This is a genomic window from Kitasatospora sp. NPDC001660 (assembly GCF_053596725.1).
The window spans coordinates 54,983-79,647 of the sequence record NZ_JBSFGU010000018.1 but is presented as its reverse complement, the minus strand read 5'-3'; the positions used below and the strand labels follow the sequence as shown (position 1 = coordinate 79,647).

General features: G+C 74.4%; 22 protein-coding genes and 1 pseudogene. 8 read left to right on the top strand and 15 right to left on the bottom strand.

The features are described 5' to 3' along the window. Nucleotides 1-57 precede the first annotated feature (57 nt). Together metK and ACWCXH_RS20850 are read left to right on the top strand one after the other, a co-directional pair. Nucleotides 58-1,266, top strand: coding sequence for a methionine adenosyltransferase (metK, locus tag ACWCXH_RS20855; protein WP_449802919.1), 1,209 nt, complete (start codon nucleotides 58-60; stop codon nucleotides 1,264-1,266). A gap of 150 nt (nucleotides 1,267-1,416) precedes the next feature. Beyond that, nucleotides 1,417-3,501 (top strand): primosomal protein N', encoded by a 2,085-nt coding sequence (locus ACWCXH_RS20850; protein WP_449802918.1) that lies wholly within the window; start codon nucleotides 1,417-1,419, stop codon nucleotides 3,499-3,501. A gap of 138 nt (nucleotides 3,502-3,639) precedes the next feature. Here ACWCXH_RS20850 and ACWCXH_RS20845 read toward each other — a convergent pair whose 3' ends face one another. Further along, a complete protein-coding gene (locus tag ACWCXH_RS20845; protein WP_449802917.1) occupies nucleotides 3,640-4,254 on the bottom strand; it encodes a hypothetical protein in 615 nt (204 codons plus the stop codon). Nucleotides 4,255-4,559: 305 nt separating this feature from the next. Between ACWCXH_RS20845 and def the strand changes: the two genes are divergently transcribed. The 3 genes from def (at nucleotide 4,560) to ACWCXH_RS20830 (ending at nucleotide 7,592) form a co-directional block, all read left to right on the top strand. After that, nucleotides 4,560-5,105, top strand: coding sequence for a peptide deformylase (def, locus tag ACWCXH_RS20840; protein ID WP_449802916.1), 546 nt, complete (start codon nucleotides 4,560-4,562; stop codon nucleotides 5,103-5,105). A gap of 36 nt (nucleotides 5,106-5,141) precedes the next feature. Then, on the top strand, nucleotides 5,142-6,080 hold the full coding sequence (gene fmt, locus ACWCXH_RS20835; RefSeq protein WP_449802915.1) for a methionyl-tRNA formyltransferase: 939 nt from the start codon (nucleotides 5,142-5,144) through the stop codon (nucleotides 6,078-6,080). 78 nt (nucleotides 6,081-6,158) lie between these two features. Beyond that, nucleotides 6,159-7,592 (top strand): RsmB/NOP family class I SAM-dependent RNA methyltransferase, encoded by a 1,434-nt coding sequence (locus tag ACWCXH_RS20830; protein WP_449802914.1) that lies wholly within the window; start codon nucleotides 6,159-6,161, stop codon nucleotides 7,590-7,592. Nucleotides 7,593-7,766: 174 nt separating this feature from the next. Here ACWCXH_RS20830 and ACWCXH_RS20825 read toward each other — a convergent pair whose 3' ends face one another. The 9 genes and pseudogenes from ACWCXH_RS20825 to ACWCXH_RS20785 all read right to left on the bottom strand — a co-directional run bounded on the left by ACWCXH_RS20825 (nucleotide 7,767) and on the right by ACWCXH_RS20785 (nucleotide 15,885). Beyond that, nucleotides 7,767-8,246, bottom strand: a complete 480-nt coding sequence (locus ACWCXH_RS20825) for a hypothetical protein (RefSeq protein WP_449802913.1) — start codon at nucleotides 8,244-8,246, stop codon at nucleotides 7,767-7,769. Nucleotides 8,247-8,375: 129 nt separating this feature from the next. After that, nucleotides 8,376-8,696 carry a sulfurtransferase TusA family protein gene (locus ACWCXH_RS20820; RefSeq protein ID WP_449802912.1) on the bottom strand — a complete coding sequence of 107 codons (321 nt, stop codon included), beginning with the start codon at nucleotides 8,694-8,696 and terminating at the stop codon, nucleotides 8,376-8,378. A 375-nt stretch (nucleotides 8,697-9,071) separates the two neighbouring features. Further along, entirely contained in the window at nucleotides 9,072-11,309 is a 2,238-nt protein-coding gene (locus tag ACWCXH_RS20815; protein ID WP_449802911.1) for a hypothetical protein, read from the bottom strand. 91 nt (nucleotides 11,310-11,400) lie between these two features. Next, nucleotides 11,401-11,856, bottom strand: a complete 456-nt coding sequence (locus tag ACWCXH_RS20810; protein WP_449802910.1) for a MarR family winged helix-turn-helix transcriptional regulator — start codon at nucleotides 11,854-11,856, stop codon at nucleotides 11,401-11,403. A gap of 70 nt (nucleotides 11,857-11,926) precedes the next feature. Next, the gene (locus tag ACWCXH_RS20805) at nucleotides 11,927-12,277 is read right to left on the bottom strand and encodes a DUF6204 family protein (protein WP_449802909.1); all 351 of its coding nucleotides are present in this window, start codon (nucleotides 12,275-12,277) and stop codon (nucleotides 11,927-11,929) included. A 76-nt stretch (nucleotides 12,278-12,353) separates the two neighbouring features. Continuing rightward, entirely contained in the window at nucleotides 12,354-12,956 is a 603-nt protein-coding gene (locus tag ACWCXH_RS20800) for a hypothetical protein (protein WP_449802908.1), read from the bottom strand. 219 nt (nucleotides 12,957-13,175) lie between these two features. Continuing rightward, a complete protein-coding gene (locus ACWCXH_RS20795) occupies nucleotides 13,176-13,898 on the bottom strand; it encodes an alpha/beta hydrolase (protein ID WP_449802907.1) in 723 nt (240 codons plus the stop codon). A 383-nt stretch (nucleotides 13,899-14,281) separates the two neighbouring features. Continuing rightward, nucleotides 14,282-15,174, bottom strand: a pseudogene (locus ACWCXH_RS20790) (aminoglycoside phosphotransferase family protein). A 153-nt stretch (nucleotides 15,175-15,327) separates the two neighbouring features. After that, on the bottom strand, nucleotides 15,328-15,885 hold the full coding sequence (locus ACWCXH_RS20785) for a TetR/AcrR family transcriptional regulator (RefSeq protein ID WP_449802906.1): 558 nt from the start codon (nucleotides 15,883-15,885) through the stop codon (nucleotides 15,328-15,330). A gap of 149 nt (nucleotides 15,886-16,034) precedes the next feature. On the opposite strand from ACWCXH_RS20785, the gene ACWCXH_RS20780 reads away from it, so the two are divergent. Continuing rightward, complete coding sequence (locus ACWCXH_RS20780) at nucleotides 16,035-16,628, top strand: DUF2867 domain-containing protein (protein WP_449802905.1); 594 nt, start codon at nucleotides 16,035-16,037, stop codon at nucleotides 16,626-16,628. Nucleotides 16,629-16,685: 57 nt separating this feature from the next. Here ACWCXH_RS20780 and ACWCXH_RS20775 read toward each other — a convergent pair whose 3' ends face one another. Then, nucleotides 16,686-17,432: a hypothetical protein gene (locus tag ACWCXH_RS20775; protein WP_449802904.1), complete on the bottom strand. Its 747-nt coding sequence runs from the start codon at nucleotides 17,430-17,432 to the stop codon at nucleotides 16,686-16,688. Between the two features lie 251 nt (nucleotides 17,433-17,683). On the opposite strand from ACWCXH_RS20775, the gene ACWCXH_RS20770 reads away from it, so the two are divergent. Beyond that, the gene (locus ACWCXH_RS20770; RefSeq protein ID WP_449802903.1) at nucleotides 17,684-18,493 is read left to right on the top strand and encodes an alpha/beta fold hydrolase; all 810 of its coding nucleotides are present in this window, start codon (nucleotides 17,684-17,686) and stop codon (nucleotides 18,491-18,493) included. Nucleotides 18,494-18,580: 87 nt separating this feature from the next. Here ACWCXH_RS20770 and ACWCXH_RS20765 read toward each other — a convergent pair whose 3' ends face one another. Then, entirely contained in the window at nucleotides 18,581-19,570 is a 990-nt protein-coding gene (locus tag ACWCXH_RS20765; protein ID WP_449802902.1) for an ArsR/SmtB family transcription factor, read from the bottom strand. Between the two features lie 209 nt (nucleotides 19,571-19,779). Here ACWCXH_RS20765 and ACWCXH_RS20760 point away from each other — a divergent pair, with 209 nt between their 5' ends. After that, complete coding sequence (locus ACWCXH_RS20760; RefSeq protein WP_449802901.1) at nucleotides 19,780-21,162, top strand: alpha/beta fold hydrolase; 1,383 nt, start codon at nucleotides 19,780-19,782, stop codon at nucleotides 21,160-21,162. Between the two features lie 142 nt (nucleotides 21,163-21,304). Here ACWCXH_RS20760 and ACWCXH_RS20755 read toward each other — a convergent pair whose 3' ends face one another. The 3 genes from ACWCXH_RS20755 to ACWCXH_RS20745 all read right to left on the bottom strand — a co-directional run bounded on the left by ACWCXH_RS20755 (nucleotide 21,305) and on the right by ACWCXH_RS20745 (nucleotide 24,620). Then, nucleotides 21,305-21,853: a hypothetical protein gene (locus ACWCXH_RS20755; RefSeq protein ID WP_449802900.1), complete on the bottom strand. Its 549-nt coding sequence runs from the start codon at nucleotides 21,851-21,853 to the stop codon at nucleotides 21,305-21,307. Further along, nucleotides 21,850-22,995, bottom strand: a complete 1,146-nt coding sequence (locus ACWCXH_RS20750; RefSeq protein WP_449802899.1) for a serine hydrolase domain-containing protein — start codon at nucleotides 22,993-22,995, stop codon at nucleotides 21,850-21,852. The genes ACWCXH_RS20755 and ACWCXH_RS20750 overlap by 4 nt, the downstream gene beginning before the upstream one ends. Before the next feature lie 128 nt (nucleotides 22,996-23,123). Next, a complete protein-coding gene (locus ACWCXH_RS20745) occupies nucleotides 23,124-24,620 on the bottom strand; it encodes a glycosyl hydrolase family 18 protein (RefSeq protein WP_449802898.1) in 1,497 nt (498 codons plus the stop codon). Nucleotides 24,621-24,665 lie beyond the last annotated feature (45 nt).

Genomic DNA, 24,665 nt, shown 5'->3' with positions numbered 1-24,665 from the left:
TGTCCCCGGTCCGCCGGGGGCCTTCAGTCAGCAGCCGCTGCAACCCCAGGGAGCGCTGTGTCTCGCCGCCTGTTCACCTCGGAGTCCGTGACCGAGGGGCACCCCGACAAGATCGCTGACCAGATCAGCGACACCATCCTCGACGCTCTCCTCCGGGAGGACCCGACCTCCCGGGTCGCCGTGGAGACGCTCATCACCACCGGCCAGGTGCACGTGGCCGGCGAGGTGACGACGAAGGCGTACGCGCCGATCGCCCAGCTCGTCCGGGACAAGATCCTGGAGATCGGCTACGACAGCTCCAAGAAGGGCTTCGACGGCGCCTCCTGCGGTGTCTCGGTGTCCATCGGTGCCCAGTCGCCCGACATCGCGCAGGGCGTCGACAGCGCTTACGAGGCCCGTGTCGAGGGTGATGACGACGACCTGGACAAGCAGGGTGCCGGCGACCAGGGCCTGATGTTCGGCTACGCGTCGGACGAGACCCCCGAGCTCATGCCGCTGCCGATCACCCTGGCGCACCGCCTGTCGCGCCGGCTGACCGAGGTCCGCAAGAACGGGACCATCCCGTACCTGCGTCCCGACGGCAAGACCCAGGTCACCATCGAGTACGACGGCGACAAGGCCGTCCGCCTCGACACCGTGGTCGTCTCCACGCAGCACGCCTCGGACATCGACCTGGAGTCGCTGCTCACCCCGGACATCCGCGAGTTCGTCGTCGAGCCGGAGCTCAAGGCGCTCGCCGAGCAGGGCATCAAGCTGGTGACCGACGGCTACCGCCTGCTGGTCAACCCGACCGGCCGCTTCGAGATCGGCGGCCCGATGGGCGACGCCGGTCTGACCGGCCGCAAGATCATCATCGACACCTACGGCGGCATGGCCCGCCACGGCGGCGGCGCCTTCTCGGGCAAGGACCCGTCCAAGGTGGACCGCTCGGCCGCGTACGCGATGCGCTGGGTGGCGAAGAACATCGTCGCCGCCGGCCTCGCCCGCCGCGCCGAGGTCCAGGTCGCGTACGCGATCGGCAAGGCCGAGCCGGTCGGCCTGTTCGTCGAGACCTTCGGCACCGAGAGCGTCCCGGTCCTCGACATCCAGAAGGCCGTCAGCGAGGTCTTCGACCTGCGCCCCGCCGCGATCATCCGCGACCTCGACCTGCTGCGCCCGATCTACTCCCAGACCGCCGCGTACGGCCACTTCGGCCGTGAGCTGCCGGACTTCACCTGGGAGCGCACCGACCGGGTCGAGCAGCTGAAGGCCGCCATCGCCGACTGAGCCGTCCGAGTCTCGAACGCGGCGCCCACCCCTCGGCGGGGGGTGGGCGCCGCTGCGCGTCGGGCGGGACGAGCCCTTGGGAGTGGCCAGCCGGGGTCGGAGCCGGCCGCTTTCGTTTCGTGTCGGTGTGACCTGGTAGTACTGGGAGCGATGAGCAGCACAGGGGACAACGGGGCCGCCGAGCCGGAGCAGCTGGCGTTCATCCGGGAGACGGTCCGGCGGGCCAAGCCGCGGACGTGGCGTGGCGCGAAGCGGGCCGAGCACCTGCCGGTGGCCCGGGTCGTGGTCGACAAGGGCGTGCTGACCATCGACAAGTTCTTCGACTACGAGGTGCCGGCCGCGATGGCCGAGGACGCCAGGCCCGGCGTCCGGGTCCGGGTCCGGTTCGGGGCGCGCGTGGTCAAGGGGCAGCGCGAGGGCGGGGAACTGCACGACGGGTTCATCGTCGCCCGGCTGGAGAAGAGCGACTTCCCCGGGCCGCTCGCGCCGCTCGCCCAGGTGCTCTCGCCCGAGCCCGTCCTCACCCCGCAGTTGCTGCGCCTGTGCCGGACCGTCGCCGACCGGTACGCGGGCACGCTGGCGGACGTCCTCCAGCTGGCGATCCCGCCCCGGCACGCCAAGGCCGAGGCCGAGTCCTCCCCGGAGCCGCGGCCGCGTCCGGCGGCGCCCGCCCCCGGGAGCTGGCAGCGCTACCCGGCCGGGCCCGACTTCCTGGCCGCGCTGGCCCAGGGCGGCTCGCCGCGGGCCGTCTGGGCGGCATTGCCCGGGCCCGGCTGGCCGTACGAGATCGCCCGGGCCGTCGCGGCGACGCTCGCGAGCGGGCGCGGCGCGCTGGTCGTCCTGCCGGACGGGCGGTCGGTGGCGCGGGTGGACCGGGCGCTCACCGAGATGCTCGGCGAAGGCATGCACGTGGCCCTGGAGGCGGAGCTCGGCCCTCGGGAGCGCTACCGGCGCTGGCTCGCGGTGAGCCGCGGCTCGGTGCACGCCGCCATCGGCACGCGCGCCACGATGTTCGCGCCGGTGCGCGACCTCGGGCTGGTCGTGGTCTGGTCGGACGGCGACAGCAGCCACAGTGATCCGCGCGCCCCGCACCCGCACGTCCGCGAGGTCGCGCTGCTGCGTGCGGCCGAGGAGGGCGCGGCCGTGCTGCTCGGCGGGCACGCCGTGACCGTCGAGGGCGCGCAGCTGGTCAGCACCGGGTGGGCGCGGCCGCTGGTCGCGGACCGGGAGACCGTCCGCCAGGTCGCACCGCGCGTGCGGACCGTCACCGACCAGGACCAGCACCGGGACGCCGCCGCGCAGGCCGCCCGGCTGCCGTCGGTGGCCTGGGAGGCCGCGCGGGACGCGCTCGCGGCCGGGCGCCCGGTGCTCATCCAGGTGCCCCGGCGGGGCTACGTGCCCCGGCTGGCCTGCGGACGCTGCCGGACGCCCGCGCGCTGCCGGCGGTGCGAGGGGCCGTTGGAGGCGCCGTCGGCGGACGCCGCGCTGCACTGCGGGTGGTGCGGGGAGCCGGAGAACGACTGGCACTGTGCAGAGTGCGGCTCCTTCCGGCTGCGGGCGCAGGTGATCGGCGCGCGGCGGACGGCCGAGGAGCTCGGGAAGGCGTTCCCGCGCATCCCGGTGCGGACCTCAGGGCGGGACGCGGTGCTCGTCACCGTGCCCGACGAGCCCTCGCTGGTGATCTCCACGCCCGGCGCCGAGCCGGTGGTCGAGGGCGGCTCCGGGTACGGGGCCGCGCTGCTGCTGGACGGCTGGGCGCTGCTGAGCCGGCCGGACCTGCGGGCCGGTGAGGAGACGCTGCGGCTGTGGCTGGCGGCCGCCGCGCTCGTCCGGCCGTCGACGGAGGGCGGGACGGTGGTCGTGGTCGCGGAGCCGTCCGCGCGGCCGGTGCAGGCCCTGGTGCGGTGGGACCCGCTCGGGCACGCCGGGCTGGAGCGGGACGAGCGGGCCCAGCTGCACTTCCCGCCGGTCTCCCGGATGGCCTCGGTCGCGGGGAGCCCGGCGGCGGTGGCCGACCTGCTGGGGCTGATCCGGCTGCCGGAGGGCGCGGACGTGCTCGGCCCGGTGCCCGTGCCGGCGCTGCGCGGGGAGGAGCAGGAACGCGCGCTGCTGCGCGTGCCGCCCGGGCAGGGGACGGCGCTGGCGGCGGCGCTCAAGGCGGCGCAGATCGCGAGGATCGCGCTGCGGACGCCGGAGGCGGTGCGGGTGCGGGTGGATCCGACGGACATCGGGTGACGCTCGGACGGGGTCCGTCGGGTGGGGTGCTCGGTGGTGGGGTGCTCGGTGGCGCGGGTCTTGGCGGTGCGGGTCTTGGCGGTGCGGGGGCGGGGTGAGTGGGCCACCCCGCCCCGGGGCCCTCCTGGGAAGGAGGGGTCAGCCGCGCAGGGGGATGCCGGTGCGGTCGATCGGGGAGCGCTCGGCGGGGGAGCGGTCGGGGGCGACGCGGTCGATGGGGGTGCGGTCCACGGCGGGGCGGTCCATGCCCGGGCGGTCGAGCGCACTGCGGTCCAGGCCGCCCTGGCGGGCCGCAGGGACGGTGGCGGCCAGGCCGCCGCGCTCGGCGGGGGCGGGGAGGTCCTCGGAGCGGTCCGGGCGGCTCGGGCCCGGGACGGCGCCGCTGGCGGCGAGCAGTTCGCTGGTCGGCCGGCGCATCCCGTACCGCCGGTGCACCGCCTGCTTGGTGACGCCGAGGGCCGAGCCGACCGAGTCCCAGGAGAAGCCGAGGGCACGGTCGAACTCGACCGCCGCCGCCACCAGCGTCTCCACGCTCTCCCGCAGCTCCTGCGCCAGACGCACGGTCGGCGCGGGCGCCCGCCCGTACACCACGAATCCGGCCGAGGTGCTGGGGCGGCGCGGACGGTAGACGTTGCCCAGCTGGGCGGTGAGCGTCCGCAGCGCGTCGACCTGGCGCCTCACCCGCTCGATGTCCCGCACCAGCAGGTGCAGGCTCGCCCGCGCCCGGGCGTCGTGGTTGATCTGCTCGGCCATGGCGTACGTGCCACCTTCCGTACGGTCAGCTCGGCCGGAGCGCCGTGTCCCGTGCGCCCCAGCCCCGGTCAATCTCACTTGACCAACGCCGAAGCGGGGGCCGGGGTAACGCCGTGGGACGGAGTCGGGATATGCCAGAACCGGGTGCGGGGGGCACGGGACGGTGCGGGACGGCACGGGACGGCGCGGGACGGCGCGCGTGGCGGCGCGGACGGCCGGATCGGCGGCCCGGCGGGTTGCATAGACTTGCGGTGAACCAGTCGTTGCCCGCAGCCCGCGCCCCTACGGACAGGAGCCCGCACCCCGTGGCGATCCAGCCGATCCGTCTCTTCGGAGACCCCGTCCTGCGCGCCACCGCACAGCCGGTGACCACCTTCGACAAGGAACTGCGCAACCTGGTCCGGGACCTCGCCGACACCATGCTCGACGCCCCCGGCGCCGGCCTCGCCGCGCCCCAACTCGGCGTCTCCCTGCGGGTGTTCACCTACCACGTGGACGGCGTCACCGGACACCTGATCAACCCGGACCTGTCGCTGAGCGACGAGGAGCAGGACGGCCCCGAGGGCTGCCTCTCCCTGCCCGGCCTGCGCTACGACACCAAGCGCGCGTACGGCGTCGTCGCCAAGGGCTTCAACATGTACGGCGATCCGGTCACGCTGGAGGGCACCCAGCTGCTCGCCCGCTGCATCCAGCACGAGACCGACCACCTCGACGGCATCATCTTCATCGACCGGCTCGACGCGGAGCAGCGCAAGGCCGCGCTCAGGGCGATCCGGGAGTCGGAGTGGGGCGCCGGGCCCGCGCCGGTCGTCAAGGTCTCCCCGCACGGAACGTTCGGCGCGGCGCGCTGAGTCTCGTTCCAACTCATCGTTAAAGAAAGGCACTTGATGCGTCTCGTCTTCGCCGGCACCCCCGAGGTCGCCGTCCCCGCCCTGGACGCCCTGCTCGCCTCCGACCGGCACGAGGTCGTCGCGGTGGTCACCCGCCCCGACGCCCCCGCCGGGCGCGGCCGCAAGCTGGTCGCCAGCCCCGTCGCCCAGCGCGCCGAGGAGGCCGGGATCGAGGTCCTCAAGCCGGTGAAGCCCAGCGACCCGGACTTCGTCGCCCGGCTCACCGAACTCGCCCCCGACTGCTGCCCGGTGGTCGCCTACGGCGCCCTGCTGCGCCCCGGCACCCTGGAGATCCCCAAGCACGGGTGGGTCAACCTGCACTTCTCGCTGCTGCCCGCGTGGCGCGGCGCCGCCCCGGTCCAGCACGCGGTGCTCGCCGGCGACGAGGTCACCGGCGCGTCCACCTTCCTGATCGAGCAGGGCCTGGACTCCGGCCCGGTCTTCGGCGTGATCACCGAGGAGGTCCGCCCGACCGACACCAGCGGCGAACTGCTCACCCGGCTCTCCCTGTCCGGCGCGCGCCTGCTTCTGGCCACCATGGACGGCATCGCGGACGGCTCCCTGCACGCCGTGCCGCAGTCGGCCGAGGGCGTCACGCTCGCACCGAAGATCACCGTCGAGGACGCGCGCATCGACTGGACCCACCCCGCCCTGCGGATCGACCGCGTCGTGCGCGGCTGCGCCCCGGCGCCGGGCGCGTGGACGGAGTTCCGCGGCGAGCGGCTGAAGGTGACCGGGCCGGTCAGGCTGCTGCCCGGGGAGACCGGGCTCGCGCCGGGCGAGGTGGCGATGGCCGGCAAGAACAGCGTCCGGGTCGGGACCGGCAGCCACGAGATCGAGCTCGGGGAGGTCCGTCCGCAGGGCAAGAAGGAGATGCGGGCCGCGGACTGGGCGCGCGGGGCGCGGCTGGAGGCCGGGGAGCGGTTCGGGGGCTGATCGTTCGGTTCGGCCCGTTTAGCGTTACTGTTCGTCTGATAACCACCTTGATAGCCACCGCAGCACCTTGAGGCACCCGTGACCACTCCCAGCGCCAAGCGCGCCCCCCGTCCGCACCGCCGGCCCAAGAAGGACCCGGCCCGGATCGTCGCCTTCCGCGCCCTGCGGGCCGTCGACGAGCGCGACGCCTACGCCAACCTGATCCTGCCCTCGCTGCTCCGCGAGGCCGAGCAGAAGGGCATGGAGCGGCGCGATGCCGCCCTCGCCACCGAGCTCGTCTACGGCACCCTGCGCCTCCAGGGCACCTACGACGCGATCATCGCCGCCTGCATCGACCGGCCGCTGAGCAAGGTCGACCCGCCGGTGCTCGACGTGCTCTCGCTCGGCGCCCACCAGCTGCTCGCCACCCGCATCCCGAGCCACGCGGCCGTCTCGGCGACCGTCGAGCTCGCGCGCGTCGTGCTCGGCGACGGCAAGGCGAAGTTCGTCAACGCCGTCCTGCGCCGGATCAGCGCCCATGACCTCGACGCCTGGATCGAGCAGGTCGCCCCGCCGTACGACCAGGACGCCGAGGACCACCTCGCCGTCGTCCACTCGCACCCGCGCTGGGTCGTCTCCGCGCTCTGGGACTCCCTCGGCCGCTGGCAGCCGGACGCCTCCGGGCGCACCGCGATGGAGGAACTGCTGCGCGCCGACAACGAGCGGCCCGAGGTCACGCTCGTCGCCCGGCCCGGGCGGGCCACCGTCGGCGAACTGGCGGACGTGCTGCCGGAGGCCGAGCCCGGCCGCTGGTCCCCGTTCGCACTGCGGCTCGCCGAGGGCGGCGACCCGGGCTCGCTGGACGCCGTCCGGGAGAACCGGGCCGGTGTGCAGGACGAGGGCAGCCAGCTGGTCGCGCTCGCCCTCGCCACCGCGCCGCTGGACGGCCCCGACCGGATCTGGCTCGACGGCTGCGCCGGCCCCGGCGGCAAGGCCGCGCTGCTCGGCGCCCTCGCCGCCGAGCGCGGCGCGGCCCTCGTGGCCAGCGAGAAGCAGCCGCACCGGGCCCGGCTGGTGGCGCGGGCGCTGGAGGGCAACCCCGGCCCGTACACCGTGATCGCGGCGGACGGGACGCGGCCGGCCTGGCGCTCCGGCGGCTTCGACCGGGTGCTCGTGGACGTGCCGTGCTCCGGGCTCGGCGCGCTGCGCCGCCGGCCGGAGGCGCGCTGGCGTCGGCGGCCCGCGGACATCGCCGCGTTCGGGCCGCTCCAGCGGGACCTGCTGCGATCCGCCATCGAGGCCACCCGGGTGGGCGGCGTCGTCGGGTACGCGACCTGCTCGCCGCACCTCGCGGAGACCCGGGCCGTCGTCGACGACGTGCTGCGCGCGGAGGGCGGTCGCGTCGAGTGGATCGACGCCCGGCCGCTGCTGCCCGGCGTGCCCGCGCTCGGGGACGGGCCGGACGTGCAGCTCTGGCCGCACCTGCACGGGACGGACGCGATGTACCTGGCGCTGCTGCGGCGGACGGCCTGAGCTCGGCCCGAGTTTGGCCTGAGTTCGTCCGGCTGACCGGGGAGTTCCCGGGGGGTCTTTGGCGCCGCACGACCGCTTCGGCGGGCGTGCGGCGCTCGCGTTCGCCAACCGGTGGTCCGCTCAGGGGAGTTGGGCTCTGGCAGTGGCTTCTTGCGGACCGCTTCGCGCGGACGCTCAGGGTGTCCGGCGGGTGTGGTGCGGGGGGAACGCCTGCGGGTTCGGGAGGCTCGTGAGGAGTGCGTGCGCCTGGGCCTGCAGGTGGTCGATCGGCGGGTTCTCGCAGATCACCTCCAGCCCGAGGGCGGTCGAGTGGCCCCGGTGGTAGTAGGACTGGTAGGCGAGGTAGGGGCGGTGGTCGTCGGCCGGGTCGAGCCCGACGGTGAAGGTCGCGAAGTGGGTGCGCTCGCCCCCGGGCCGGGAGTCCTCGTTGCGCGAGAGGTGCCACTCGAACTCGTACGGCTCGGGCTCGGCCGGCAGGTCCAGCAGCGCCTGGGCGAGGCGGCGGACGTCATCGGGGCCGTCGAAGGGGATCGTTTCGGAGTGAACGGGCGCGGCGGCGAACAGCTCCCAGGCCGATCCGTTGCGGATGACGCTCAGATGCCAGTCGCCCTGGGGATCGTGCCAGTGGCAGTGGAGGATCGGGTCCGGGTCCAAGGCGGTCAACCTCCCTGTGGCGCTTGGTCGTTCGATTCCCCCATGGTGGCACACCGGTGTGGTGGGCGACATTGCCGGCCTGCCGCGACCGTCGGTCTTCGGCCGCGTCGTCGGTCGGCGGCCGGGTGGTCAGTCGGCCGTCGGGCTGTCGGCCGGGGCGGGGTGCCAGGGGCGGTCGGGGCGTGTGGGGAGGGCGGTGGCGGTGAGGCGGATGGCGTACACCTCGTGGTCGGTGGCCGGGTGCGGGACCGGGCCGAGGTACTCGTGGCCGGTCAGGTGGCACCAGGCCGGGAGGTCGAGCGGGGCGGCCGGGTCGGTGGTGTGGATGTGGACCACCGTGCCGGCCGGGTGGCCGGAGATCCGACCGCGCAGGCGCAGCAGGAGCTGCACGCAGAGCAGGCCGGTGCCGTCGATGCTCAGGTCGGGGGCGGGGTGCTGGGCGGTGGCCATCGGGGCGGTCTCCTGGGGACGGGTGGGGCGGTTGGCCGCTGCCGGGCGTCCGGCGGGCGGGGGTGGTGGGGGTGTGCGGAAGGGCGGTGGCCCGCACTGTCTGGTGAGGGCCACCGCCCGTGTGTCGCTGCGCACGCGAATCCGTGCGGTCGCGGGGTGTCAGGACCAGGTGCCGCCGTTGCCGTGGATGAAGACGGAGGGGCTGGCTCTGATCGGCCGTTCCCGGCCGAGCTGTTGAGACGCGCCGATGCCGGGGTGCTGTGGTGGGCACCCCGGCATCGGCGGTGAGGTCGAGGGCGAGGAGAGCGAAGGGACTAGTTCAGGGAAGGTGAGAAGGAAGTCCGATCATGGCCTCGCCGGGGACCACGGTAGCAGTCAGGCGGGGATCAGGTCGCGCAGGTTTTCCGGAGTGATGACGACCGAGTCCGGGTGCAGGCCCGCGGGGCGTTCCAGGCCGAGGTAGGTGACCGGGCCGGGCGGGGGCGTGGTGCCGTCCCAGAGGGTCGTGACGGGGGCGGCGATGAGGTCGGTGAGGTAGCGGACGGTGAGGTACTCGCGCTCGACGATGCCGCGCAGGAGGGTCGCGACGGAGACCCGGTTGCCCTCGACCCGGTTGGCGTTCGGATTGCCCTGGAGGTACAGGTGCAGCCACTTCGCGTGCCAGCGGCCGTCCGGGGTGCGGACGAAGGCGAGGGGGAGGGCGACGCGGCCCGGGCCGCGCAGGTCGGACTTCATCCGGACGGTGCGCGGCTCGAAGGGGCGGCCCCGCTGTTCGGCCTCGCGCAGCATGTAGCCGAAGAAGGACTCCTCGACCTCTTCGAAGCCCTCCCCGGAGAAGATGTTGACCTGCGGGACGATGTAGGTGCCGCGGGCCGCGCCCAGGCGCAGGTTGATGAACTCCGACGCGCCGTCCGGGGCGTTGGTGATGTCGCCGGAGTGCTCGCCCTCGAGCTGGCTGAGCTGGGTGTAGGAGAGCCAGGTGATCGTCTGGTAGGCGTCGTCCAGGAGCAGCGCGGAGAGGTCGAAGTCGGTGGTGCGGCTGGTCTGCTTCCAGTAGACGAAGAAGCGCAGCAGTTCGCCGTCGACGGGGGACAGGGAACCGCGCGGGAGCACGCCGAGGCCGGTGGCGGTCGCCTTGCCGCTGAGGGGGAGGGCGACGTCGAGGACGGCCGGGTCGATCAGCAGGTGCTCGGGGGCGGGGAGGCGCCGGCGTATCTCGGCGTCGAGGGCGTCGATCAGGTGCTTGCGCTCGGCGGCGGGCAGGGGCGGGCGGGTGTCGCCGGCGACCCACGCGCGGCCGAGGCGGTTGGCGAAGACCCGGCGGGCAGGGGGCGTGGGGTTGGAGGTGCTGGTGGGCGCGGTGTCGGTGCTGCTGTCGTGGGTGCTGCTGTCGTCGTCGGTGCGGTTGTGGAGGTGCTCGCGGACGGAGAGCAGCACGCGGCCGGCGGCGTGTGGGGCGGCCTGTTCGGCGGCGGACACGACGGCGTCGCGCTCGTCCTGGGTGCGGCAGGCGCGCAGCAGGCGGTCCAGGGCGCGGAAGAGCTTGCCGGGGGCGGACGCGAGCAGCCGCACGGCCGCGGTGACGTCGTCGGCGCGGAGGAGCTCCTCGACGCGGCTGTCGAAGGAGTGGGCCCCCCACTCCCCGCGGGCGACGGCGAACACGTCGGCGGCGTGCGGGAACCGCGGGTACTCGTGGGGGTGGAGGCGCTCACCTAGGCGCTTGAAGGCCTCGCGGTGGGCGGTGACATCGGCGAGCTTGGCGGGGTTCTCCGCGATGACCGCGTCGAGGCCCGTGAGCAGGGTGCGGCGGACGCGCCGGGAGAACGAGCGGAAGCGGGTCGGTCCGGTGAGCGTCACGTCGCCGTCGGAGAGCGCGCAGGCGAGGCGCAGCACGTCGGTGGCGGTGTCGAGGAGGAGGTCCGCGCCGGCGTCGAGGCGGGCGAGGTTGACGACGGCGCGGTTCTCGCGGACCGGGATCGCCTCGGGCTGGGGGCCGTTGACACCGTGCGCGGCGAGGACGCGGAGGTCGTTCAGGGCCTCCTCGCCGAGCGGGGTGGCGCTGCCGGCCAGCGCCAGGTAGAGGGCGGTGAGCTCGTCGTCCAGGGGGCCGCCCCGGTGCAGGACCGTCATGCGGTCGCCCGCGGCGGCGATCAGTTCGTCGTGGGCGGCGAGCAACTCGGCGTACGTGTGCCGGTAGTTGCCGTAGGTCGGGAGGGTCAGCAGGTCGACGACGCCGGTGCGCAGCTGGGCGATCGTGTTCTCGCGGGTGCCGTCGTCGGCGAGCGCCCCGGTGATGCACCGCGTCCAGAAGTCGAACGTGTCCGGGACGTTGGCGGGGAAGTCGATGAAGTAGGCGTTGTGCGCGACGTGGTCGCCGACCATCGCACGGACGGTGTCCAGCGTGCGGGCGGCGGTGTCGACGACGGTGGTCGCGGGCAGCTCGGACAGGTGCTCCAGCAGGCCCGCCGAGAGCTTGAAGCCCACGGACATCAGCGCGGCGTCGAACTGCCGCGCCGCATCGGCACCTTGGCCGTCGGCGGGGGTGGGGGTGCCGACGGGGAGGGGGATCCGGTGGGTGTGCCGGACGACGAGGGGTTCGAGGTGCTGCGCCATCCGGGCATGATCCCAGAGCCGCGCGGGGCGGCGCATTCGGGTTTCCGCGGCGGGTGCGCCCTCAGTGGAGGGTCCGTCATCGGTGGCACCGTCAGCGGAGCGGCCCCGTGAGCGGGGTGAGGAGGGCGGCGAGGGTGGTGAGATCGCCGGCGGGCCACTGGGCGAAGACGTCGGCGGCGACCTGGCGGGCTGTGGTCAGCATCTCGGCGAGGCGTTCGCGGCCGGTCGGGGTGAGGGCGGCGTAGGCGACGCGGGCGTCGCGGGGCGCCGGCTCGCGGGTGACCAGGCCGATGCGTTCGAGCGGGGCGAGGCCGCGGGTGACGCCGGAGGCGGTCAGGCCGAGGGCCTCGGCGAGGTCGACGCGGCGCATGCGGCCGCCGGGGGCCTCGCTGAGGCGCAGGAGCATGGTGAAGTCGGAGAGGCTCACACCGTGCAGGCCGCTGAGGCTCGCGTCGAAGCGCTTGACCAGGGTGGCTTGGGCGCGGACCAGGCGCAGGGCCGTGTCCAGGGGGTCGGTGTTCGGTGAGTCGGTCCGTGGGGCTGTCATTGCCACCTCCTTGAGCGATCAAGTATATGCCGGCGCCGAGCGGTCAAGGAGGTGGCGGAGGGGGAGGGGGCTAGCTGGCGGCGGCGCGGCGTTGGCGCTTGCCGAGCGGGGCCTGGGAGAGGTCCTCCGCCTGGGACCGGAGGTTCTTGAAGCCGTAGCCGCGCTCGGTCAGCCAGGCCGCGGCGGCCTGCTCGGCGCGCTCGGTCGCGTCGAGGATGTCCTCCTCTTCCTCGCCGGAGTCCAGGAAGCGGAAGGTGAAGGCGGCCCGTGCGGTCAGGTCGTAGGCGAGGTGGCCCTCGCGGGTGAAGGCGGCGTGCAGGACATCGTGCTCGGCGGCGTCGGCGAGGAGCTGGGCGCGCTGCTCGGGGCTCAGGCCGTCGAAGACGCCGCGCACCATGATGCGGAAGGTTCGAGTGGTCATCCCCCGACGATAGGCAGGACGGGCGGTCGGTGGCCACAGGATTCCGGTGGCCGCCGACCGCGGCGTTCCGGGCCGGTCACGAGGTCGGCAGCTCGGTGTGGTGGACGTGGTAGCCGCCCTCGACGACCGGGTTGAAGGGGGCCGGGGCCATGCAGGTGCCGGCTGTGCCGGGCCGGGGCTGCCCGGCGGCGTCCAGGTCCATGTTGACCACGCCCCATGAGAAGCCGAGGCGGTCCTCGCCGTGGCCGTGGCTGTCGTAGATGCTCAGGCCGATCCGCTCGCCGACGGGTTTGACGTCCGACTTGGTGACGACGGCGGTCAGGGTGGCGACGGGGCCGCCGGTGACCAGGCAGTCCACCGCGGCCTCGGCGTGGCCGACCTGGCCGGTGGCGGCGATCCGGTGGGAGATGGTGACGGTGCCCCGGGCGTCGGTGGGCAGACCGTGCGCCAGGGCGGGGATGTCGGGGAACGGGTGGCTGAACGGGACGGCCTGGGCGTCGACGGTGAACCGGATCTCGTCGTCGGGCGCGTAGTCGAACACGATGCGGCCGGATCCGCTGACGCTCGCCGGGCGGGGGTGCGGGTGCGCGTCGGCGCCCTGGGCGGGGACCGCGGCGGTGATGGTGGTGACGGCGAGTGCGGCTGCGGCTGCGGCGATCGCGGTGCGGGTGCGGGACATGGTGGGCTCCTCTCCGACGGCCCCGGCGGCCGCCGTTTCGATGTCCCCAAGCCTGGCCGCCGCGCCCCCTGTGAGACATGTACCGATCGGCACATCCATGGCGGGCTGTCCGTCATGTCCCCTGCCGTTCTGCAGGGTTGGAGGGGGAGGCGGAGGCGGGGGAGCGGAGGGCGGAGGCAGGGTTGGAGAGCGGGGCGCGGGGGCCGTTCCGGGGCGGTCTCAGGTTCGTGAGGGCAGCCGGGTGCAGACGCTGCCGGTGGCGAGCGCGGACGGTGCGGCGCCGAGGGTCGCCAGCGTGAAGTCCGTGGTCAGCGCGCTGATGTCGGCGGCCTGCCGCACGAGGTAGTGGCTGCCGCCCGGGACCTCGTAGCGGGCGAGGTCCGGTGCCACCTCGCGGGCCCGAAGGGCGTACTCGAGCGATTGGACCGCGTTCGCCGCGCTGTGGTCGCCGGTGCCGTGGACGATCAGCACGCGGCGCCCGGCGAGCTGATCGACCCGGTCCCCGCTGGGCAGCCAGGGTGCGATGCCGGCCACGCCGACGACGTTGGGGTGCCCGGCGCACCAGAACGCCGCGCGCCCGCCCAGCGAGTTGCCGACCAGGACCACCGGCACCGGGCCGTACCGGCGCGCGAGCTCGTCGAGCGCCCAGCGGGTGTCCACGGCGGTGTCGGCGTCCGTGCCGTTCCAGCCGCTGTGGCGGTAGCGCAGCAGGTGCACGGCGATGCCGTCGGCGCGTCCACGCTCGGCGAGATCGGTGGCCAGGTCGCGCAGGCCGAGTTCCGCGATCCGCAGCGGACCGCCGTGCCCGCGGACGAACCCGCCCGGCAGCAGCAGCGCGACCCCGCGCACCGGGACCTCGGGCCTGCCCGCGTCCGTGGTGAAGCCCTCGACCTGCCACGACGTCAACTGCGGTGAACGGGGCTTGCGCTGGGCTCGGAACACGTGAATCCTCTCCTGGTGCCTGCCGGCGGATTCTACGGTTCCGCGGGCGGGCCGTGGTGGGTGAGCAGGGACCACAGGACTCGGTGGCCCGGGTGCGCACGGCCACGACCTCGGCCCGGCAGGTGCCGACACGGTCGCCCTACCGGGCGAGACCGACCACGGGGTCGCCGCCCGAGTGGTCGAGCCGTACGTTCACGGCGCTCGCGGAGACCTCCCATCACCGGTGCCGAACCTGTACGGCGGGTGCGTTCACTCGGGCGGCCCGAGCGCGGGCGCGCTGGCGCCGATCGTGTCGTAGCGGTTTGGGAGGGCGAAACAACCCCCGTACTGGGTAAGGAAGTTCGACGGCTCGTGGGCGGTCTGGCGGGGATGCGTACCGACGGTCATCCGGGCGCGAGGACGCGGCGGAGGGCGGCCCGGCCGGCGGGCCCCCACGTCGGCTGGCCGCCGGGGAGGCCACGCTCCCCGGCGCGGCCGATGTCGATGAGGGAGAGGCTGCGCAGGAGCGCCCAGCCGCGGGCCCGGCGGAGCGTCGCCGGGTCGGTGTCCGGGTAGGCGCGGAGGAAGTCCGCGAGTGCGCCGTCGGGCAGCAGGAGCCAGGCGGCGGAGAGGTCGGTGGCCGGGTCGCCGGCGCACAGGTCGCCGAAGTCGACCACCCCGGCGAGCGTGCCGTCGGCGGTGACGACGTTCGCCGGGTGGAGGTCGCCGTGCAGCCACACGGCCGGGCCGTCCCAGGCCGGGGCCGCGACGGCGTCCGCCCAGGCGGCCCGGACCTCGGCGGTGGCCAGGCCGGTCGGGGCGATGGCGCGCAGGCGCTCCGCGAACTGCCCGTCCACCGCGGCGAGGTCGACTCCCCGCAGCGGATTGGCCGGCGCGTCGGCGGGCGCGGGCCGGTGCAGCGCCCGGAGGAAGCCGGCCAGCCGCCCGGCCCGTCGGCCGGTCGGTCGATCGGTGCGCGGTCGAGCGGCTCGCCCGGGACCCACTCGGCGACCGTCCAGGGGAACGGGAAGCGGTCGGAAGGTTCGCCGGCCCGCACCGGGCGGGGTACGGGCAGCGGCAGCCGGGCGGTCAGCGCGGGGAGCCACTGCCACTCCTTGCGCAGCAGCGCGGGGGCGTCCGGGGTGCGCGGCATCCGTACGGCCAGCTCGTCGCCGAGGCGCCACAGTTGGTTGCTCCAGCCGCCCGGCACGGGGCGCAGGGGCAGCTCGGCGAGGTCCGGGTGCTGGGCCTGGAGGAGGGAACGCACCAGTGGCTCGTCGATCGGGTGGCCGTCCATGGGCTGTCCTCGCTTCGCTGTCGGCCGCGGTGATCATCCGGTATCGCGCCGGGTGTCCGGGGTGTGGCGGGACGACCAGGCCGCCGGCTCCTGGAGGTCGAGCCGGAACAGGCCACGGGCCGGCGGCGGGTGGCGGGCCGGCCGTAGGACCGCTCAGCTCAGGAGCCACTTCCGGGTCAGGGCGACGACCTCCTCGCGGCTGCGCGGGCCTTCGTCGGCGGCGACGAACTGGTTGCCGATGCGGGTGGAGAGGCTGACCAGGCAGCGCATCTCGACCTCGTCCTCGTCGGGGCAGAACTCGCGGAAGAGCGTGCGCATGTACGCCATGCGCCGGTTGTCGATGCGCCGGACGCGCTCGGCGACGGCCTCGTCGCGGCGGGCCCAGTCGCGGACGGCGAGTTCGGAGGCGATGTCGGTCAGCGGGTCGCCGCCCGTGGAGGCGATCGCGTGGAGGCGGGTGAGCTTGGCCCTGGCGTCGCCGCCGCCGCGCTCGATCTCGTCGATCACGTTCCCGGCGACGGCGTGCTCCCAGGTGTCGAGCATCTCGGCGAGGAGGGCGTCCCGGTTGCGGAAGTAGCCGTAGAAGCCGCCCTTGGTGACGCCGAGCGACTGTGCGAGGACCTCGATGCGCACGGCGTCGGGCCCGCCGGCGGCGAGTGCCCGGAGGCCTTCGACGATCCACGCCTCGCGCGGTGTGCGGGGGTTGGCCACGGGTGTCTCCGATCACACGGCTTGCACGGCTCACGCGACGATCACAGGGCCCTGTCTATACGTTGCCGTATAAATGAGTCTAGCCTGTGTCTGTACGGCATCGTATAGACAGGGCGTCCGTGCCGGACGCCCGGAGGAGGGGCCGACGCATGAGACTCCCCAGCACCGCACACGCCTCGCGCCCGTGGCGGATCCACGAGATCACCCGGGACTTCCGCGTGGAGGACGTGTGGGCGCTGCCCACGCCGGGCGGGCCCGACGACCTCCCGTACCTGGTGGGCCAGTTCATCGACGGTGAGGGGCCCGGGAAGGCCAGCTCCTCGCCCGTGTACCGCGCGCTCTTCGCGATCCGGTCGACGCTCGGGCGCCTGCTGCGCCTGGACGACGCCGACACCGGCGTGGGTGCCCGGGTGCCGTCGCTCCGCGACCGGCTGCCGGCGGACCTGCGCGCGGCGCCGCGCGGTCCCGAGTCGGGCTCGGCGCCGTTCCGGTCGGTCTACCAGCTGCACGACGAGTGGGCGGCCGAGCTGGCGAATCGGACGGTGCACGCGGTGCTGCACCTCGGCTGGGTCCCGGACGGTGCGGGCGGGTACCGCGGGCAGATGGCCGTGCTGGTGAAGCCCAACGGCCTGCTCGGCACTGCGTACATGGCGGCGATCAAGCCGTTCCGGTACGTCGGCGTGTACCCGGCGCTCCTGCGGGCGATCGGGCGCCGGTGGGAGGAGACGGCGGGGGAGAGGTAGGCGGGAAGGGCGGCGCAGGAAGTCGACCGGGCCGACCTCCTGCGCGCGTGCGTCCGCCTACTTGGCGGCGGCCTGCACCTTGTCGAGCTGCTTCTTGACCAGCGCCTGCTCCGGCATGCCGGGGTCGGCGAGCGCGGAGTCGGAGACCAGGGTCAGCACGTCCCCGGTGCGGACGGCGACGTAGCTGCGCGCCTCGCACGGGGCGTTGTCGCAGTCGTCGGCGGTGAAGTTGGCGTTGAGGGCGAGGGTCCCGTCGCCGGCCGCCGGGGCGGTGGCCTTGCTGAAGGTGACCCTCAACGGGGCCTTGCCGCCGAAGGCCGCGTTGAAGGACGCGCACCCGCCGAGCGCGGACTCGGCCGAGGACAGGGCCTTCGCCGCCTGGCCGGCGCCGTACTGGGTCAGCTGGATGAGGGTGTACTCGCGGCCGTTGGTCCCGTAGTACGAGCCCGTGGCGGAGGGTGGCGGGGTGGCCGCGTTGCCGGCGTTGGCGAGGTCGAGCAGCGGCTGGCAGGCGGGCTTGTCGGCGGTGAGCTTGTAGCGCGGCTCGGTCTTGCCGGTGGCCGAGCGCTTCTCGTCGGCCTGGAGGTCCTTGGCGGTGAGCAGCGCCTTGACGAGCTGGTCCTGCGTCAGGGCCCTGCCGCCCGCCGGGGCCTTGGTGCCGGTGGCGGCGCCGGTCGCGCCCCCGGTGGCCGCGGACGTGGCGGTCGTGTCGCCGGACTTGTCGTCGTTGGGGCCGCACGCGGCGGTGAGCAGGGCGAGCGGCACGAGGACGCCGGCGGCGACGGAGACGCGCAGAGAACGCATGGTGGTATTCCCCCGAATACGCATGTGCAGGGAGTGGCCGGTCGGCCGACTGACAGTCGATCAAGGTAGCGCATCTTCCGGCAGTGCGGGTCGACGACGATCGACGCTCCGTCGTCACGGAGCGCGACGCCCGCGCGCGGCCTCCTCGCCGTGACGCTCGGTGACGAACGTCGCGCGGCCCGATGATCTGACCCCGCAGGCCGGTTGTGTCAGGCTGGTGGGGGAGCACCGCCGAGACCGGGAGGCTCGTGATGGCCGAGATCAGGGTGAACGGGGTCTCGCTGCACTACGAGGCCCGCGGGGAGGGGCCCGGTGTCGTCCTGGTGCACGGCTCCTGGAGCGACGGCGACACCTGGGCCCACGTGGTTCCGGGCCTGGCCGAGTCCACCACCGTCGTCAGCTACGACCGCCGGGGCCACAGTCGCAGCGAGGACCTGCTCACCCAGGGCTCGGTGCACGAGGACGCGGCCGACCTGGCCGGCCTGATCCAGGGTCTCGGCCTCGCCCCGGCGTTCGTCTGCGGGGACTCCTACGGCGCGCTCGTCACCCTGCGCCTGGCCGCCGCCCGTGCCGACCTCCTGCGCGGCATCGCCGTCCACGAGCCGCCCGGCAGCGGCATCCTGCTCGCCGACCCGGACCTGCGCCCGATCGGGACGGCCTTCGCCGACCGGATCGCCGTCATCCGGGAGCTGCTGGAGCAGGCCGAGTCGGCCGCGGCGGCCGAGCTCTACGTGGACACCATCGGCTTCGGCCCCGGCGCGTGGTCGCAGCTGCCGGCGCCCGTCCGGCACACCTACGTCCGCAACGCGCCCACCTTCCTGGACGAGCTGCGTGACCCGGACGCCCTGGACCTCGACCTCGCCGGGCTCGCTCGCTACGGCGATCCGGCGCTGCTCACGCAGAGCGACGACAGCGCGCCGATGTTCGGGGAGGTCCTGGACATGATCGACCTCGCCCTGGCCAAGGCGGAGCGCCACCTGTACAAGGGTGCCGGTCACGCTCCGCATCTGTCGCAGCCGGAGGAATGGGTGCGGGTGGTACTCCCGCGCGCCCTGCCGTGACACGAGTTGCGACACGCGCTGCGACACGCGCTGTGACACGCGCTGTGACACGCGCTGTGACACGACTGCTGCAGGGACGCGAGCGCCTCAGCGCGTCGCCGCCAGCTCCTCGCCGCGCGGCGTCCGCCGGTACAGCACCTCCCGGCCGCTGCGCACCCGGCTCACCAGCCCCGACCGGTGCAGCACGCCCAGGTGGTAGGAGACCGTGCCCGCGCTCAGGTAGTGCCGGTCGGCCAGCGTCGCCGTCGTGGCCGGGCCGACCAGGGCGGCCAGCAGGTCCGCCCGGGTGGGGCCGAGCAGCTGGGCCAGCGCCGGGCTGGGCTCCAGACGGGCCACCCGCCGCTCCGCGACCGGGTACATCAGCGTCGGCGCGCGGTGGACGCCGTCGATCGTATCCAGGATGACGTGGATCCGGCGCGTCACGAGCGTCGGCATCAGCAGCACCATCCGGGCCGGCAGCGCCACCGTGAACCGGCTCTCCAGCTCGATCCGCCCCTCCGCCCAGGAGAGCTGCGGAGCAAGGGAGTTGATCAGGGCCCCGGTGCCGTAGCGGGCGAGGAAGCGGCCCCGCCGGTCGATCTCCGCGTCCATCACCGCCCGGGCGTCCGGCCAGTACGGCGCGATCGCGAGCTCCCAGTAGCGGCCCAGCTCGTCCGCCGCCCGGTGGGCGAAGTACGTCGCACCGCGGTCCAGCGCCCGCTCGACGACGTCCGACAGCGCACGGCCCGTCAGGCCGGCCTCGGGGCGGCCGTACCGGACGGTCAGCAGCTCGCCGAGGACGCGCTCGGGCGGCGTGGCGCGGACGGCCGCCAACTGCTCCGCGACCTCGGGCGCCGGGCCGGACGGGTGCGGGGACAGGAAGTCGGGCAGGTAGCCGCCGTCCTTGTCCAGGGCCAGCCCGGCGAGCAGTTCCAGCCGCTCCCGCCGCAGGACCCGGCGGGTCCGGCTCACCCAGGCGTACGGGCCGGTGCGGGACGTCAGGCCGGACGACATCAGCGTGTTGACCGCCTCGTGCAGCGGTGAGACGACGAACCGCGAGCGGGCCAGGCCCGCCGAGTCGATGGTGAGCGTGATCACCGGTGTCCTTCCCCCGTAGGACGACGTCGTGACCGGTACAGGGCGCCGACGTTTCGAACCTGCTCGAATCCTCGCAGGAATCGTCGCGCCGCGATGCCCCCGCAGCACAAGCTTTTCCACGACCGCGTCAGCACGAGCCGGCCGTACGAGTCGTCGGTTCGAACCGGTGGGTGCGAGCACGCGGGCCATCCGGCACGGGAAGGACGAACATGACGAGAACGCGCGGCCGCGTCGCCGCACTGCTGGGCGCCGTCGCGGTGGTCGCCGGGACGACGCTTGGCTCCCCGGCGGTCGCCGCCGCGGACGGGGCGAGCGGCGGGCTCACCGGGCAGGCGCCCTGTGCGGGCAGCCCGGGCTTCACCTGCGGCACCCTCACCGTCCCGCTCGACCACGGCGGCGACACCCCCGGCACCCTCGACCTGCGGGTCGCCGTCGGCGGCAACACCGACGCGCCCAAGGGCGACCTGCTGTTCCTCACCGGCGGCCCCGGCCAGCCCGGCGTCCCGCTGGTGGACCGGATAGCCGCCAAGCTGGCGCCCGTCCTCAAGGACTACCGCCTGGTGATGTTCGACCAGCGCGGCACCGGCGGCAACGCCCTGCAATGCCCGGAGCTCCAGCAGCAGATGGGCGCCTCCGACCTCACCCCGCCCACCCCGAAGGCCGTCACCGACTGCGCGGCCGCCCTCGGCCCGAACCGGCGGTACTACAGCACCGCCGACACCGTCGCCGACATCGACCAGCTGCGCCGCGCCCTCGGCGACCGGCGGCTCACCCTGGACGGCGTCTCGTACGGCACGTTCACCGCCGAGCGGTACGCGATGGCGCACCCGGCGCACGTCGCCCGCCTGGTGCTGGACTCCGTGGTGCCGCAGCAGGGGTACGACCCGCTCGACCCCGTCCCGCTCAAGGCCACCGCCCGGGTGCTCACCGCCGCCTGCGCGGCCACCGGGTGCACCAGCGACCCGGCCGCCGACCTCGCCGAGACCGTCCGCCGCTACCACGACGGGCCCGACGTGCTCGACGCGATCACCAGCTTCGAGTTCGTCGACCCGGACTACCACGGGATCCCGGAGGCGCTGCACGAGGCCGCCGCCGGTCGGCCGGACCTGCTCCAGCGCTACATCGACGGGGCGCACCAGGGCAACGCGGCGTCCGCCGAGTACCTGAGCCAGGGCCTGCACGCCAGCACGCTGTGCGCCGACGGGCACTTCCCGTGGGGCACCGAGGACACCCCGGTCGAAGGGCGGGCGGCGGCGCTGGAAGAGGCCCGGGACGAGCTGACTCCCGCGGACACCTGGCCGTTCGACCCCGCCACCGCGGCCGGGACGGGCACCTTGCTCACGTGCCTCGACTGGCCGCAGGAGCAGGTGCCGGCGTCCCCGTCGGAGCACCACAAGCTGCCCGACGTGCCGGTGCTGCTGCTCGGTGGCGACCGCGACCTGTCCACGCCGCTGGCCTGGCTGTACCGGGAGGCGGAGATGGCGCACCACCCGCGCGTCGTGGTCGTTCCCGGGGCGTCGCACTCGGTGCAGACCCGGGCGGCCAACGGGATCGGCCGGCAGGCGGTGTACGACTTCCTGCTCGGCGACTAGGAACGGCACCGGTCGCCTTCCGGTGACCGGGGTGCCTGGGAACCTCCGGACCGTTCCGCGTGGGGGGTGGAACGGTCCGGAGCCCCGTTCGAGGGCCTGTCCTCACACTCCCGCCACGCAGGCGGGAGTGTGAGGACAGGCCCTAGGCGCCCCAGCCGTCGTCCGGCACGGTGTGCTCGGGCTCGGGGCAGTCGGGGTGGTCGTAGCCCCACAGGCCGACCTTGTTCAACAGCCAGTCGTCGACCGGCGGTTCGTCGTGGCCCTCGCGGTCGGTGAGGACGAAGGCGACCCGCACGTCCTCGGCCGGCGCCACCTCCAGGGTGCGCTGGCCGGGGATGTTCTCGTACGTCACCGTCTCCCACGTGCAGCCGGCCGCGGTGAGCGCGGCGACCAGGGCGGATTCCGTGACGTGCGTGGCGATCGCGCGCAACCCGCCGTCGGGGAAGGGAAGTTCGAGCTCGCCGTGCCAGGCCGGGAGCGAGAACGAACGCAGCCGGCGGCAGCGGCAGAACACCGTCCACGCGTCGCCCCAGCCGAAGGCGTGCGGCCAGCGCGTGCCCTTGTGGATCGGCCCGCAGTCGTACGGATCGCCGTAGCGGGCCGCGAGTTCGGGCAGCGAGGCGTCGTAGCGCAGGTCGCCCAGGCCGCCGGTGGCGGCCAGCTCGGTGAGGCGGGCGAGGAACTCCGTCACCCCAGGCACCCGCGGACCGCCTGGATCAGCCGGGTGGCGCGGGCGTCGCCGTGGCCGATCATCCGGTTCGCCACGTACGCGAAGCCGACGCCGAACTCGTCGTCGCCGAAGGCGAACTGGCCGCCCGCGCCGTCGTTGCCGAAGCTCCGTGCGCCGAACAGCGGGCGGAAGGCGGGAGAGTCCAGCAGGACGCCGGAGCCCCAGCGGGCGCCCAGGTCGAAGCCCAGGAAGCCCGCGCCCGAGGAGACTTCGCGCACCGCGTCGGTCACGGTGTCGTGCGAGAGCAGGCGCTCGCCGCCGTCGAGGCCGGTGACGGCCGCCGCGTACAGGGCCGCGAGGCCGGTCGCGGAGGCGACCGCACCCGCGCCCGGCAGCTCGATCGCGTGCAGGGCCGGGTCGTTCCAGCCGTGCGGCACGTCGAGGCCGGGGAAGGCGAGCGCGCCGTTCATCGTCACGATCCGGGTGAGCAGGTGCTCCGGGCCGGGCATCGGCCGGCGGCCCTCGGCCTCCACCAGGCGTGCCACGCACGGGAGTTGCTCCTCCGGGAGGCCGATCCAGACCGGCAGGCCGCCGAGCGGCTCGGCGATCTCCTTGCGGAGGAACGCGCCCGGGGTGAGGCCGGTGATCCGGCGGATCACCTCGCCGACCGCGAAACCGAGCACGTGGCCGTGGTACTCGTACGTGGTGCCGGGCTCCCACAGCGGCGGCTGCTCCTCGATCGCGCGGACGACCGGCTCCCACGCGGCGATCTCCTCGAACGGGAGCACGGCGTCGAGCGCGGGCAGGCCGGCCCGGTGGCCGAGGATCATGCGGGTGGTGATGTCCTGCTTGCCGTGCCGCGCGAACTCCGGCCAGTACCGGGCGATCGGGGTGTCGAGGTCGAGCAGGCCGCGCTGCGCGAGGAGGTGGGCGCTGATGCCGACCGCGCCCTTGGCGACGGAGAAGACCGGAACGAGCGTGTCCTGCGTCCACGCCCGGCCGGTGCGGTCGTCGGCGGTGCCGCCCCACAGCTCGACGACCCTGCGACCGCCCGCGTAGACGATGACGGCGGCGCCGAGCTCGGGGAACTCGGCGAAGTTGCGGGCGAACACGTCCGCGACGGGGCCGAAGCGCTCGTCGGCCCAACCCTGGTACTGCTGCATGGTGAGTCTCTTCCCTCGCCCAAGATCATCGACCGCTCCACGGTACGGGACCGGGGATGGGGGCGCGATCGGTTTGCCGGGAGTGGTGCGGGGGTTGGGGGCTCAGGGGTGCGGGACCGGGGCGTCCGTCAGGCACTGCGGCCGGTGACGTAGAGCGGCTTCATGTCGACGACCGTCGTGGTGGCGGTGTGGCCCAGGCCCTCGCGGGCCGCGTTGGTGAGCAGGCCGGGGTCGGCCGCGGCGTGCTCGGCGAACAGGCCGCCGAGGTTGCGGGCGCGGGCGTAGGCGGCCTTGGCGTGGACGGAGCGCGGGGTGTCGAGGGAGAGGAACAGGCCGCTGTCGGGGCTGTGGAGGAAGTCGGCGTCGGCGGCGGTGTCCGTGTGCAGTGTGAAACCGTTGCGGCCGCGGCCGTCCTCCAGATCGAGGTAGTTGCGCAGCACGTCGGCGAAGTGGGTCACCCCGGGCCGGAAGGACCCGGCGGCGTCGCCCGTGCCGTTGTCGTAAGTGCCCCGCAGGGGCGAGACGTTGTCGATCCGGGCCCGGCGGGCGTTGCGCGTCGTGGTGGCGTAGCCGAGGTGGATGCGGCGGGAGTCCACCCGTGCCTGGTGGAGGAGGTACGTCACGGCGTCGTCGATGCAGTCCGCCTGACCGCCGGCGGGGTCGCGGCGCAGGGAGGCGTGGTGGCCCAGCCCGGGGGACCAGGGGCTGCCGAAGAGGTCGAAGGACATCAGGTCGAGCCGGTTGACGCCCTCCTCCACCAGGACCGGGACGTTGAGCGCCTTCAGCTGCGTGACGGAGGCCGGCGCGGCGACGGCGATCGTCGCGCGCAGGCCGGCGGCGGTCAGGGCGGACCTCGTCTCGCCGACGAGTGCGGCGTAGTCCGTGGCGTCCCGGCCGAGGCCGGGCCAGCGCCAGTCCAGGTGGAGTGCGGAGAACATCGGGAAGGACTCGAAGATCCGCACCACGGACTCGGCGAACCGCTGCCGGGCGGCGGCGTCGTGCACGATGGTGCGGAAGGCCTGGCTCAGCTCCCAACCGCCCACGTGCAGACCGACGGTGAGGTCCGGGTTGCGTTCCTTGAGGCGGCGCGCGGCGCCGAGCAGGCCCTGGGCGTGCCGCTGGTCGAACAGTGCCGGGTAGTCGTTGGAGATCCAGCCGTCGAACCCGTAGCCCTGGTGGGCGGCCACCGCGCTCCAGGCGTCGGCGAACGTCACGGCGCCGTGCTCCGAGGCGGGGATGCCGAAGTCCCGGGCCGCCTGGGCGGTGGCGGCGCCCAGGCCGCCCTCGTCGCCGACGATGCCGGTCAGGCCGAGGACGATCCCGTCGAAGGCGCCGTTCGCGGCGTCGAGCCGGGTGAGGTCCGCCCCCGGGCCGCCGCCCAGGTCCTGGGAGTTCGGGTCGAGGCGGGCGTCGTAGGCCCAGGTGGTGTCCAGGAAGCCGGAGACGGTCTGGAAGCCGCTGCGCCGGTAGGTGTTGAACAGGGGCTTGGCGACGCGGCAGGGCGTGTGGGACAACTGCCGGTCCGCGGTGGCCGGGTCGAAGCCGTTCGCCGCGTGCGTCCGCTCGGCGGCGCCGACGCCCTGCCCGTTGAGACCGGGATCGGACGGGTACACCAGCTCGCTCATCGCGCGTCTCTCCCTGTGGTCGTGCCGACGGAAAGCGCCCGGACG